Genomic DNA, 12,729 nt, shown 5'->3' with positions numbered 1-12,729 from the left:
CAGCCCTGACAAGCATAAGACGAGTCGGAATGAAGGTTGTTCTTTAACCTTCAGGCCGGATTGGCTTATGACCTCGAGCCGCTGGCGCCTGGAGCTGGACAATGTAGAAAAGCGGAAGGCGCCTGCTCAGCGGCGACAAGCATAAGGCAGCTTGGACATGAGGTCGCTCTTTGACCTCTTGACCAAGATGACTTATGACCTCGAGCCGCTGGCGCCTGGAGCTAGACAATGTAGAAAAGCGGAAGGCGCCCGCACAGCGGCGACAAGCATAAGATGGCTTGGACGGAAGGTCGCTCTTTGACCTTTTGGCCAAGACAGCTTATGACCTCGAGCCGCTGGCGCCTGGAGCTGGACAATGTAGAAAAGCGGAGCCATAGTAAAAAGGAAGTCACGCTAAGAGCGCCACGTCCTGTGGCAACGCATGACTGTCCGACTTCCTGCCGGCCTGCTAGTCAATAAAGAAAAGCAAAGCCGGCCCACGAACACCTATCGGCACATATAGCATCAACCTTAAAAAGGTTAGACAGATGAGTCTAACCTTTTTAAAATCCCAGTAAATTAATTGCCTTAATTTCTTCAGCTTTGAGCACTTCCTGCTGAGAAGACTTGACGTTTCTAATTGTAACTTCACCGTTTTCTTCGGAAAGAATAATTCCTCTTAAAATTTCTGATTCAGTCTCAATTTGGCACAGCGTACGCGGCATGTTTACGGGAAGCTTTGCAAAGAAATCTATTTTTTCAAGTACACTCATTGTATGAAGAGGCTTTCTGTTTCTCTCTCCTTTTCGTTTGGAGATCCTTTCTCTTCGTTCAGTCTCGGCATCTGCAAGGACCTTATCTTCATTACGGTTTTCTTGTTCTGCCGCGAAGGAACCGGCTTCTGCAGCTTCTACAGCTTCTTCCGGCACTGGCAATGCAGCGGCTTCCGGTTCAGCTGCAGCCACCACAGCTTCTTTTACCACAGCTGCTGCTTCTTTTTCAGTTTCCTGACTCTTTGTATCCGCTGACTTTTTCTGCTTTTTCTTTTTTATCACAACCGATTGCATGTCGGGGTCTATCTTCTGGTATTCTGGCTGGACAATGTACATGAGGGGCTGCCTGCCCAGTTCATTATTGTTGTTGCTCATAATTCGCCTACCTCCTGTTCTTTAGGGCACTCTACATAAAATGTATGCAGCAAAACAAGGTTCATGACTGGCAAAACGTCACAGGAATTTATCGCATAAAGAACAGACATGCCTGTTTTTGCGGGTATAGGCTGCAAACCAAATTTGCGCAGGCAATTTAAATCGTAAAAAAAGAAGGCCGCCTGGGGCAGCCTTTCTTTAGCCTAAATACCGGTAATATAGATTTTTAGCTGCAGATACATCCTTTGTTCCATGTATCAAAGCTCTTCCATCCTTAAACACAACCATTCGAAAGCCATCTATTGCCACTGACAGCAGATAAGGATTGGCTGATGCTTCTCCCCCGCTCTCGGCAATGGCCTCGGCAAGCTTTGCAAAATCAATGTCCCTCTTGCTGCCAGGCCTGATTTGAACAGAATCTCTTCCACAAAGTACAGCTGTTTTTGTTGCATTTTCATAATTTAAATACGGATAAACACGATTTTCTCCACAGCTTGTACAAGCAGGATCTTTCAGCTTATCGATATTGATGCTTGTATGCTGATTGTGCCAGAGATCAAATGAAACCAGCTTAGATCTTAGCTGATCTGTGTTACCAGATAGTATTTTCAGAGCTTCTGCAGTTTGATAAGCAGTCGTCATTCCCACTGCGGGCGATATAATGCCGACCGTATCGCAAGTGTAGCCTTCCATGGGAAGCTGCTTTAATAAACAGTGCAGGCAGGGCGATTTTTCAGGAAGAATAGAGTAGGACATCCCATAGCTTCCGACACAGCCGCCATAGATCCATGGAATACCCAGCTTTTGGCTGACATCATTCAATATAAAGCGCGTATCAAAGTTATCTGTAGCATCAATCAGCACATCAGCGCCACCGATCAGATTTTCTGCATTCAACGCCGTAATGTCTTCAATCAAGCCGTATACTTCTATCTCAGAATTGATTTCCCGAAGTCTCTTTTCTGCTGCAGCTGCTTTTGGCAGCCTGTCCCTTGCGTCCAGCTCTGTATAAAGCTGCTGCCTTTGAAGGTTGCTCCATTCTACATAATCCCTGTCAATGACAGTCAGTTTGCCGACTCCTGCCCTCGCAAGCATTTCCGCGCTGCCTGTCCCAAGAGCTCCGGCTCCTGCAATGACTGCATGCTTACTCGCTAGGGCTACTTGGCCCTCCTCTCCAATAGGAGAGAACAGGACCTGTCTTGAATAACGTTCCATTAAGTGGTCATCATTCCTTCTCCTGGACTGCTTGCCACTCCATAATCTTTCTTTTGAATCCTGCCCGCTTCATAGCCGAGTCTGCCCGCCTCAATTGCCAGCTTCATCGCAGAAGCCATTTTTACAGGGTCACTGGCTGCAGAAACAGCAGTGTTCAGCAGAACTCCATCAGCTCCGAGTTCCATGGCAAGAGCCGCATCTGACGGAGATCCTATCCCCGCATCAATAATAACCGGCACCTTTGACTGTTCAATGATGAAGGAAAGATTTAAAGGATTGAGAATGCCTTGTCCGGAGCCAATCGGCGAAGCACCCGGCATGATTGCATGAACACCCAATTCCTCCAGGCGCCTCGCCAACACTACATCATCCGAGGTGTAAGGAAGAACAATAAAGCCTTCTTCCAGCAGCATTTCACTTGCTTTCAACGTCTCAACAGGATCAGGCAGCAAAGATCTGCTGCATCCGATCACTTCTACTTTTATCATATCACACAGGCCTGACGCCTTTGCCAGCCTGGCAATCCTGACTGCTTCCTCAGCAGTTTTAGCTCCCGCAGTATTAGGCAGCAGCGTGTATTTCTTTAAATCCAGCTGTTCAAGAAAATTAGGCTGAGACGCCTCAAAGATGTTCATTCTTCTAACTGCAAATGTCAGAATTTCCGCCTCTGACACAGCAACTGCCTCCCGCTGTATGTCAAAGCTTGGGTACTTACCCGTTCCGAGCAGCAGTCTTGATGCAAATTCTTTATCAGCTATTTTCAACATATATTATCCTCCTCCTACAAAATGAACAATTTCTATTTTGTCTCCGTTTGACAGAACAGTAGAATCATAAGCGTTCTTATCTACTATTTCCGCATTGCGCTCAATAATGGCAATTCTGTCTTCCAGCTGAAAATGCTCCAGCAAATTTTTTGCCGTTGAAACATGCTCAGGCAGAGTTATTGCCTCTCCGTTTACAACTATGTTCATGCTTGAACCCCCACATTCTTTTTTAAGCAAAAATCCTCAGCATGCTTTCTCCCCGGAACTTCCAAGATTAAATCTCTTATATACTGTCCTGTACCCGGGGCAAGGAGGATGCCGTTTCGATAATGTCCGGCTGCTATAAGCAGATTTCTGTTTTCAGGATGCTCGGTAATCAGCGGCATCTTTCTTGTATTCTGCGGCCTGAGTCCGGCCCAGAATGTTCTAATAGGACAGGCTGCCAGCTCTGGAAAAACGGCTTTCAGCTTTTCTGCGAGAAAACTGATTCCCCCGGCAGAAACATCAGTATTCCAATCATTCGGGACCATCGTGGCGCCCACTACTATTCTGCCATCACGCTTGGGAACAAGATAGCATTCATCATAAAATATTGTTTTTGTCAGAACCTTTGCAGGCGGCATAACAGAGAAACATTCACCCTTTACAGGATAAAACGTTTCAGAAATACCAAGCTTTTGAGTAAATAAGCCGCTCCATACTCCTCCGGCAATCACCAGCTTGCGAAAAGAAAATGAACCTCTGTCCGTGACAAGCCTATTTTTTTGTTCATCAATTGAAAGGACAGAAGTATGCTCAAAAATCTCTGTTCCCATGGAGACGGCAGCCCGTTTGAATGCAGCTGCAAGCTTTTGCGGCTCTACGTGTCCGTCCCCGGGAATATACAACCCGCCCAGTGTTTCCTTAGAAAGATAGGGCTCCATTTCAGAAGTTTCCTGAGCACTCAAAAGTGAAAGGCTGTTGTGAAGCAGAACTTGCCTTTTCAGGTCATGCAGTTCCTTTTCACTTGCCGCAAGCTTCAGCATCCCTTTGTTAACAAGCTCAATGTCAATGCCTGTCAATTCATAAAGTTCTTCAGCCAGGGAAGTGTATTCTGCCTGGCTGCTCAAAGCAAACTCCCTGTATTGAGGGCTGCCTGATAGCTCGGAATGCGCACCGAGCATTCCTGCAGCTGCACTGGAAGCCTTTGAAGCTGTTACATCTTTTTCAAAAACAGCAGCCTTCACGCCTTCTCTGGCAAGGTAATAAGCAATTGACAAACCAATCACGCCGCCGCCGATAATACAAACTTCAAATGTATGATTGTTGTTCAAGCTTTTCCATCTCCTCTCTCAGGGACTGTACAGCCTTAGAGGGATTTCCTGCAGAAAACACATAAGACATCACAGCAATTCCGTCTGCACCTGCTGCTTTCACTTCTTTTATCTTTTCGGGTGATATTCCCCCGATTGCCACCACAGGGATTTCAACTGCACTGCTCAGCTCCATAAGCTGCTTCAGTCCGCGCGGCTGTATATTTTCTTTAGAGCCTGTAGAGTAGATATGACCGAACAGAAGATAATCTGCACCAGCCTTCTCAGCAGCCTCAGCCTCCTTCATGCTGTGGACTGAACTCCCTATTTTCATGTGAGGGACCATCTGTCTCACTTGCTCCGGAGAAAAGCTGTGGTGAGGAAGCTGAATGCCCCGCAAACCGTGCAGCAGTGCAACATCAAGCCTGTCATTCATAATCAGCTTCCCAGATGGAACATCAAGCTCATTCAATGTAAAAAGAAGCTTTGAAAGCTCACCGGCACTCTTGCCGCGTTCCCTGATGTGAATGTAATCAATTTCGTTGTGAATACTTAAAATAATCTCTGCCAATTCCTTGATGCTTTTCTTTCCATCTGTTATGACATGCAGTTTCATAGAACTGTATTCACTGGTCCTTCTTCAGTCAAATTATAGCCTTCGCGTTTATAGGCCATTTCCCAGAAATAATATTCATAATAGCTGCTCAGCCAGAAATACTCCATCATTTCCTGCTTTTGCTCAGGCCCAGCTTTTTCAGCTAATTCATCCAATCTCTGAATCTGTTCTTCTACTAATTCCCTGAACCAGTCGCCGTTGTAGGCTGAGATCCATTCCTGATAAACTTCGCTTTCCGGTTTTTCATGTTTCAGCCTTTCCCCTACTTCCAGATACAGCCAATAGCAAGGGAGCAGTGCTGCAATGATATTACCAAGGTCACCGCTCATAGCTGCTCTGTATAAATGCGAAGTATAAGCGTAAGCAGTTGGAGCCGGCCTGAAAGACTTGACCTCATCTTCTGTAATGTTCAAAAGGACAGAAAAGCTCTTATGCAGCGCCATTTCTGCTTCATATGTACCTTGCGCATGAATGGCCATCCTGTTAGTCGTATGAAGATCTTTAGCATGGGCTGCTCCAAATGACTGGATTTTTGCAAAATGAGCAAGATAGTAAGAATCCTGCATGACATAATATTTAAAGGATTCCAGAGACAACTCTCCGCTCCCTATTCCCTGTACAAATGGATGCTGAAAGCTTCCTTCCCACCATTGATCTGCATGCTCTCTGCAAAGTGCTGAAAAAGACATGTAATTTCCTCCTCTATAATTGGGCATGAGCCGGATTTTTCCCAAAATAAAAACCACTTTTCAGCAGAAGAAAAGTGGTTGAGGCTGGTCACAAACAGTTTCAGCCTGCCACTTCCCTACGCTGGTATGAACCAGATCAGGTTATGAGGGTCTGAAAGTAGTGCTTTCATCTCAGCCCTTTGCAAGGGCTCCCCTAGTGGTAAACAGCAGTATTTTATTTCATAAGTTTATCTTACCATATAGAATATCAGAATCAAGGACGGCCTCTTTCTAACTCCTTTTTCAGCTCTCTTACATACTCAGCGGTTCCTGTTAAAATCAGTCTGTCTCCGCTCAAAAGCCTTGTATCTCCGTGGGGAACCAGTGATTCATCACCCCTGAAAATTCTTACTAAGATGACATCACCAGTGAACGGAAAGTGCCTGAGCATCATGCCTTCATATCTGCTGTTATAAAGGCTTACCTGCTGTAAGGCTGTGTCCTTATTTGTGAGGATGCTGACAGCACCCGGCGTTTCAATAAGGGCTCTGAGAAGAGTCTGGGCTGATAACATCACGGAAAAAACGTCAATATGTTTCTCCTTCATTTTTTGTTCCAGCTCTGGAGAGTCAATACTTGATATCACTCTTTTTACGCCGAGCTCTTTGGCCAGGAGAGCAATTGCTGCATTATCATCCTCATTTCCTGTTCCTGCTACAAGGATATCCGTTTTAAATACACCATTGGCCTCCAGTGTTTTCAGCTCATAGTCCGGCAGATCTTGAATGGCAAATAGGGAATGTGACAGAGAAACATCCGCTTTATCCTGATAAGTATGAAAAATTTTCACCTGAAACATGTCTTCATTCAGATCCCTTGTAACCGGCAAAGTCATCTGATTGGCGCCGACAAACGTGATCACCTGTTTTTCTTCAGCAAGCAGACTTGCGGGAAACAATTTTTTAAAGCCTATCGGAGTGATGATGCATGTCAGGACGGCTACAAGGATCAATACACCTGACATTGTTGAATCGATGACGCCCACATTTTCACCAATGGCAGCAGCGGCAATGACCAGAGATAACGTAGAGGTCAGAAGAATACCCGAAGCCAGAGCTGTATTTCTGCCAAACCAGCGAATGAGCAGCAGGCTTGGAAGTACCTTTGACAGCAGCAGAGCAAGAAACAGCATTGGAATCAGCAAGAGTATTTGCGGATCATCAAATAATTCCCAAATATTCAGTTTCACTCCTACCATGACAAAAAAGATCGGAATTAAAAAGCCATAGCCGAAAGAATCAAGCTTTTGAACCATCTCTTTGTTTGGCGACAGAAGAGACACGAGTACACCCGCAAGAAAAGCGCCGAGAATATTTTCTGCTCCTATCGTTTCAGAAATGGCCACAAGAACAATGATCAGGGCAAACACAGCTCTCGTCCCAATCTGGACTGTTCCCTTGGACATCGTCTTGAGAAATTTACGGTTTTTATAAATCTTTCCGATTAAATAAAATGCAACTCCTGCTCCAAATAAAACAAGCAGCAGCCATATGTTGCTTTCCCCGTTTCCATAAACAGAAGCGAAAACAGCCAGCAGAATCATGGTGACCAGGTCGGCAATGACTGCGACCAGCAAAATAATCTGGCCGATATTTCTTTTCATAATTCCCGCTTCCTTTAAAGTTGGAACAACAACTCCAAGAGAAACGGTGGAAATCACAAGCGTCATCAGAAAAGCATTTTCAATAAATCCGGCAGCAACTAACAAAAGCGACAAAACCAATGATAAAATAAAAATGCCAAGAAAGACGAGAGTTGCCGCGGCAAAGGTATTTGGGGCAGGTCTGCCATTTGGAAGCATTTCTTTCTTCCTGCCTTTTGAAAAGGCTGTGAAATCGATTTCCAATCCGCTCAGAAACATCAGAAAAATAAATCCGAGCATTGAAAGAGTTTCAAGCCACATATCTTCTTCCACTAGATTCAATCCGCTTTTACCGATGATCAGCCCCATCAGAATTTCTGCTACAACAACCGGCATAAAATTCAGGCGGAAACGATGCATAAGAATCGGAGTCAGCAGTGCAATCACGATGACAATAACTAGAGAAGCCACAGATGCTCCATGTTCCATCTATTGTACCTCCTCTTTTATAGTAAATACTGCATAAACATAGTAGCCATCCCAAAATAAATTAAGACGCTGATAATGTCATTAATCGTTGTAATGAACGGGCCGGAAGCAACAGCAGGGTCAATGTTGAATTTATGCATAAGCAAAGGGATAAACGCGCCTGCAACCGTTGCAACCGTTAGTGTCGCAAAAATGGAAATGCCGACAAGCAGACCAAGAAAAATCTGGCCATGCCAGATAAACACAGTAATGGTCACAACGATTCCGCAAATGGTTCCGGTTATAAGCCCGGTTCCTGCTTCCTTCAAAAGGATTTTTGATTTTTTTTCTTCCGTGGTATCTCCAAGCGCAATTCTTCTCACTGCAACAGCCAGCGCCTGAGTACCCGTGTTGCCGGCCATTCCAGCAATCAGCGGGATAAATACCGCAAGTATGGCAACCTGCTCGAGCGTCGCTTCAAAGCGACCGATTAAGCTTGCGGTCAGCATGCCAAGGAACAGCAAAATAATCAGCCATGGCAGCCTTTTCTTTGCCGCAGAAAAAGGGCCCCTGTCCGCTGTATCCACATCAGGGACAGCAGCAAGCCTTGAATAATCCTCTGAAGCTTCTTCATCAATAACATCTACAATATCATCTACTGTTATGATGCCTAGAATATGCTGCTGAAAATCAACAACCGGCAAAGCGAGAAAATTATAATCTCTCATACGCCTTGCCACATCCTCCTGATCATCCGCTACAGAAACAGAATAGACCCGCTCATTCATGATATCGCTGATGAGTGTGTGATCAGACGAGATGATTAAATCTCTCAAAGAGACGACTCCTGCCAGCTTTTTATCCCCATCAGTGACGTAAATATAGTAAATCGTTTCGGCATCAGGTGCCTCCGCTTTGAGAATTTCCATCGCAGCGCCCACATTCTGCTGTGCGGAAATTGTAATGAACTCGGTTGTCATAATGCTTCCGGCAGTGGATTCCTCGTAGTGGAGCAGCTCACGAATTTCAGAGGCTGCTTTTTTGTTCATCAGTGACAAATAGCTGGCGGCCTGCGCTTTATCCAGCTCATTTAACACATCAACTGCATCATCTGTATACATCTCAGCAAACATATCAGCAGCAAATGATGGGTTCATTTCAGCGAGATAAGTTTCGTACGGATGCTCTTCCTCTTCTATGTTTTCAAAAATCTCCGCCATTTCCCCTGGCGAAAGGTATTGATAAAGCATTTCCCTTTCTTTTGCAGATAGGAGTATGAAAAGCCTTGCCTGATCATAGGGATGATGTTCCAGATAGTGTCTTCTGAATTCATGAAGATTTTCTTCATGAAGTGCCTTGACAGCAAGTTCCCCTTCGTCTGTTAAAATATCATCTTTTACAAGTAACAATGCCGATTCCTCCTCTAATGAACCATGTTTATCTGTACTCTATCTCGGTTATGATTTTACTATGTAATGTTACCCATTTTGATAATGATTACAGCACTATTGAAAAAATCCACATCACATCATGACATATTCAAAAAAAATGTGCAACTAGTTGCATGAATTGTTTGGGAGGTTTTATCTTGATGCTTGATATTATAGGAGATATACATGGCTGCTTTGATGAATACAAGCTGCTGACAGAAAAACTGGGCTACTCCTGGGAGAGCGGTATTCCCCTGCATCCCGATGGAAGATTGCTTGCCTTTGTAGGAGATTTAACAGACAGGGGGCCAAAATCGCTGAAAGTAATAGAATCTGTTGCTGAACTTGTTAAGAAGAAAAAGGCCTTTTATGCACCGGGCAATCACTGTAATAAGCTTTATCGCTATTTTTTGGGCAATAAAGTGCAAATTACACATGGCCTTGAAACCACAGTGGAAGAATATGAGGCGCTGAATCAAGAGGAACAGCAAAAGATTTCCGGCACCTTTCAATGGCTCTACGAAAATGCCCCTCTCTATCACCTTCTTGATGACGGTCAGCTCATTGTTGTACATGCTGGGATCAGAGAGGATTTTATTGGAAAACACAACAAGCGGGTAAAAGACTTTGTCCTTTATGGAGATATAACCGGAAAAGCACTTCCGGATGGGAGGCCTGAGCGAAGGGATTGGGCACTCCACTATCAGGGAAGCAGATGGATTGTGTACGGACATACGCCTGTAAAAGAAGCCAGATTCCTTAACCGCACAGTGAATATTGACACTGGGGCAGTGTTCGGAAACAAACTTTCAGCATTCAGATACCCTGAAGAGGAGATCGTATCAGTCCCGTCAGTCAGCATGCCTTATGACGAGACCAGATTCAGAGACCTTTAAAATTTATACTTCTTGTTCTCTCATTTCCCGCTTAGCTTCTTCCTCTCTCATCATGGACAAGAATAAGGAATGCAGCTTACCGGACAGATAGTAAGCAATTCCAGCTCCGGCAGTATAAAGCAGAATATCATCCGTCCGAAAGATTCTGTACGGAATCATACCATATAAAGATGTAAGCAGCTGTGCCGCTTCCAGAAGGACTCCAGTTACGATTATGAGACCAATTCCTTTTGAAAAACTTCGGAGATGAAACAAATAAAACAGAAAGGCTCCAAAAGGCATAAGCAGCAAACTTTTCGCTAACGTCATCCTTATCGCCAGCCAAAGCGGTCCATACGGTGCTCCCGCTTCCAGCAAGACAAACCACTCTCTGAAAAAATATAGGGGTAGGGGCTGAATCAATTCAAGGACATTGACAGTAGGATGACCAGCAAACATATAAATTGGACCAAATACTTCTTTCTGCACCAATATACAGTAAAATAAAAAGCAGTAAATCAGACAGCGACGCTGATTGAAGTACTTGCTGTTAAACAGAAGATCAATGGTAATTGCAATCAGCAGCAGAATAAATAAATGATAGCTGTAAAGCATAGTTGATTTCCACCTCTTTCACTGGACAATTTTACTATAAAAACAGGAAAATTGTAGAATTTTTTTGAAAGAGAAGAATTCATTATGAAATTTCAGATCAGGTATTGGTTGCATGTATTGCTAAATGTTCAATTCTGCCTTTTGTACTAACTAAAGAAGGAGATGGGAAGGTGCTGCCCGGCCAGCACCCTTTGGGTAAGCGGGGATTATCTCGTGTTGAAACATCTGTGCACATCAGCATTTCAATCCACATGAAAAGTCTGCCCCGGCCAGCTGCATTGCTGCAGCTAATCGGGACAGACTCCAAATCAGCTTCTATTAGAACCCTTCTGTTCAGGCCGGGTTTAATGCAAAATACTCTTGAATAATGGCTTCATCAGAGTGAGGAACCTCCTGTCCCTTCACGATTTGCGCCCCATTTATACAGCCGCTTGTCAACAGGATGATGTCGTTTGGACCTGCTAAATTCAGTGCTTTAATGACACCTATTTCTCTTGTTAATGTTTGGTGTATATTAACAGCATTGGGGTTATTAAATCCTTTTTTCACCTGATCAATGATCAGTTTTGGATCATGATAGCCGGGATGATCAACAGTGACCACAATTTCATCAGCTTTTCCTTCAATGGCAGCTGCCATTTTTGGCATCTTATTAAAGTCCCTGATTCCAATTCCTGCAATCATCACAATCAGTCTGTTATAAGAGAGCTTTTTTACTTCTTCCACTAATCTTGTCAGGGCTACAGGTGTATGGGCGTAATCAAGGATAATCCGCCTTTGTTCCGGTCCCTCCAGAACTTCAAACCTTCCTTCAGGTCCTTCCAGGTAAGGAAGAACAGCTGTAATTTCCTCCATTTGAAAGCCAAGGTGCAAAGCTGTGCAGATGGCTGCAAGGAGATTGCAGACATTATATTCTCCAAAAATAGGTGCGGACGCCTGGTACGGATAGCCATTGAACAATAATTGAAAGCTTGTCCCCTTTTCACTGTAAGTGATATCTTTCGCCAGGAGATCTGCAAGCTCATTATGAATAGCATATGTATAAGCAGGTCCATTAAATGTATGAGAAAGCATTTTACCCATTTCATGATCATCCAGATTTACAACCGCATGCTTCGCCTGATGAAACAGTTTCAGCTTGCACTGTTTATAATTCTCAAACGTTTTATGATATTCCAAATGTTCCTCTGAAAGATTTGTATGGATGGCAACATCAAAGGTTATGCCTTCCACTCGCAGCTGATCGAGGGCAATGGAAGACACCTCCATAGCTGCAGCTTTGTCTCCTCTATTATAAAGATCTTGAAAGATCCTGTGCAGATCGATGGATTCAGGAGTAGTCGGAGTACTCTTTTTATAATTAAGTTTTTGTTTTGAGGACCAAATTCCAGTGGTGCCGATGGATCCGGAGGGAAGTCCGAGAAGTGTCAGCAGGGACCTTGTATAGGCAGCTACTGTTGTTTTTCCGTTTGTCCCTGTAACGCCAATTGTTTTAAGAGAGGCATCTGCATGCTCATAAAAAATCTTGGCCATCTGTGCCATCGCTTTTCTGACATTTTCTACTGCCAAAAATGTACAATGCTGATACATTGCACTCAATTTTCGCAAAACACTCAGATCTGTACCGATGATCGTTTTAGCGCCTCGCTGTATTGCTTCTTCTATATATCCATGACCATCATGGTCCTCACCAACAATACTGAAAAAAGCAGCTGAATAGCTGATTTGTTTGGAATGAAAGCTAAGTCGTGAAATATGTTGTGCTGGGGGTCCGAATAGGTCGAGAAAGTGAATTTCTGCTTTTTCAAAGTCAAAGGTTATCATTTTTTATCCTCGCTGTTCAATTTAGTAAAAGTAGTTTAAATGATAGTTGTCATTCATTCCTTTTCCCTTATTACATGAATTTAATCCTTCAATTTCAAGATTTTTTAATTAAAAATTTATTATGGGCTGTCAGAAAAAGTTCAAGCCCTTCCTCTTATTGTTGCCCTATTGTTATTTTCTTATGGCAGAA

At 43.9% G+C, this 12,729-nt stretch carries 12 protein-coding genes and 1 riboswitch; of the genes, 1 reads left to right on the top strand and 11 read right to left on the bottom strand.

From position 1 onward, the window contains the following. Positions 1–542 precede the first annotated feature (542 nt). From GJU40_RS16520 to mgtE, 9 genes are all read right to left on the bottom strand, one after another. Positions 543–1,127, bottom strand: coding sequence for a CotO family spore coat protein (locus tag GJU40_RS16520; protein WP_154309176.1), 585 nt, complete (start codon positions 1,125–1,127; stop codon positions 543–545). 198 nt (positions 1,128–1,325) lie between these two features. Next, entirely contained in the window at positions 1,326–2,342 is a 1,017-nt protein-coding gene (locus GJU40_RS16515) for a thiazole biosynthesis adenylyltransferase ThiF (protein WP_154309175.1), read from the bottom strand. Continuing rightward, positions 2,342–3,109, bottom strand: coding sequence for a thiazole synthase (locus GJU40_RS16510; protein WP_154309174.1), 768 nt, complete (start codon positions 3,107–3,109; stop codon positions 2,342–2,344). Before GJU40_RS16510 ends, GJU40_RS16515 begins: the two co-directional genes overlap by 1 nt. A 3-nt stretch (positions 3,110–3,112) precedes the next feature. Next, entirely contained in the window at positions 3,113–3,316 is a 204-nt protein-coding gene (thiS, locus tag GJU40_RS16505; RefSeq protein WP_154309173.1) for a sulfur carrier protein ThiS, read from the bottom strand. Next, entirely contained in the window at positions 3,313–4,422 is a 1,110-nt protein-coding gene (gene thiO, locus GJU40_RS16500; protein ID WP_154309172.1) for a glycine oxidase ThiO, read from the bottom strand. Before thiO ends, thiS begins: the two co-directional genes overlap by 4 nt. Beyond that, a complete protein-coding gene (gene tenI, locus GJU40_RS16495) occupies positions 4,400–5,017 on the bottom strand; it encodes a thiazole tautomerase TenI (protein ID WP_154309171.1) in 618 nt (205 codons plus the stop codon). Before tenI ends, thiO begins: the two co-directional genes overlap by 23 nt. Then, positions 5,014–5,706, bottom strand: a complete 693-nt coding sequence (tenA, locus tag GJU40_RS16490) for a thiaminase II (RefSeq protein ID WP_154309170.1) — start codon at positions 5,704–5,706, stop codon at positions 5,014–5,016. The genes tenI and tenA overlap by 4 nt, the downstream gene beginning before the upstream one ends. A 96-nt stretch (positions 5,707–5,802) precedes the next feature. Then, a riboswitch (TPP riboswitch) is annotated at positions 5,803–5,911 on the bottom strand. Between the two features lie 48 nt (positions 5,912–5,959). After that, a complete protein-coding gene (locus tag GJU40_RS16485; protein WP_154309169.1) occupies positions 5,960–7,816 on the bottom strand; it encodes a monovalent cation:proton antiporter family protein in 1,857 nt (618 codons plus the stop codon). A gap of 17 nt (positions 7,817–7,833) precedes the next feature. Further along, entirely contained in the window at positions 7,834–9,204 is a 1,371-nt protein-coding gene (mgtE, locus tag GJU40_RS16480; protein WP_154309168.1) for a magnesium transporter, read from the bottom strand. Positions 9,205–9,383: 179 nt separating this feature from the next. Between mgtE and prpE the strand changes: the two genes are divergently transcribed. Further along, complete coding sequence (gene prpE / locus GJU40_RS16475) at positions 9,384–10,121, top strand: bis(5'-nucleosyl)-tetraphosphatase PrpE (protein WP_154309167.1); 738 nt, start codon at positions 9,384–9,386, stop codon at positions 10,119–10,121. A gap of 3 nt (positions 10,122–10,124) precedes the next feature. On the opposite strand, the gene GJU40_RS16470 is transcribed toward prpE, so the two are convergent. Then, the gene (locus tag GJU40_RS16470; protein ID WP_154309166.1) at positions 10,125–10,715 is read right to left on the bottom strand and encodes a VanZ family protein; all 591 of its coding nucleotides are present in this window, start codon (positions 10,713–10,715) and stop codon (positions 10,125–10,127) included. Between the two features lie 333 nt (positions 10,716–11,048). Next, on the bottom strand, positions 11,049–12,539 hold the full coding sequence (locus tag GJU40_RS16465; protein ID WP_154309165.1) for a UDP-N-acetylmuramoyl-L-alanyl-D-glutamate--2,6-diaminopimelate ligase: 1,491 nt from the start codon (positions 12,537–12,539) through the stop codon (positions 11,049–11,051). Positions 12,540–12,729: the final 190 nt, after the last annotated feature.

Origin of the sequence: Metabacillus lacus (genome assembly GCF_009674805.1) — a bacterium.
Classification (GTDB): Bacteria; Bacillota; Bacilli; order Bacillales; family Bacillaceae; genus Metabacillus_C; species Metabacillus_C lacus.
Note: the sequence above shows the minus strand (reverse complement) of the source record. Positions and strands in the feature narration are given on the sequence as shown.

Bases quoted from the DNA above. Each gene is read 5' to 3' on its own strand.
- GJU40_RS16520 (WP_154309176.1), bottom strand. From the start codon at position 1,127: ATGAGCAACAACAATAATGAACTGGGCAGGCAGCCCCTCATGTACATT.
- GJU40_RS16515 (WP_154309175.1), bottom strand. From the start codon at position 2,342: ATGGAACGTTATTCAAGACAGGTCCTGTTCTCTCCTATTGGAGAGGAG.
- GJU40_RS16510 (WP_154309174.1), bottom strand. From the start codon at position 3,109: ATGTTGAAAATAGCTGATAAAGAATTTGCATCAAGACTGCTGCTCGGA.
- thiS (WP_154309173.1), bottom strand. From the start codon at position 3,316: ATGAACATAGTTGTAAACGGAGAGGCAATAACTCTGCCTGAGCATGTT.
- tenI (WP_154309171.1), bottom strand. From the start codon at position 5,017: ATGAAACTGCATGTCATAACAGATGGAAAGAAAAGCATCAAGGAATTG.
- tenA (WP_154309170.1), bottom strand. From the start codon at position 5,706: ATGTCTTTTTCAGCACTTTGCAGAGAGCATGCAGATCAATGGTGGGAA.
- GJU40_RS16485 (WP_154309169.1), bottom strand. From the start codon at position 7,816: ATGGAACATGGAGCATCTGTGGCTTCTCTAGTTATTGTCATCGTGATT.
- GJU40_RS16470 (WP_154309166.1), bottom strand. From the start codon at position 10,715: ATGCTTTACAGCTATCATTTATTTATTCTGCTGCTGATTGCAATTACC.
- GJU40_RS16465 (WP_154309165.1), bottom strand. From the start codon at position 12,539: ATGATAACCTTTGACTTTGAAAAAGCAGAAATTCACTTTCTCGACCTA.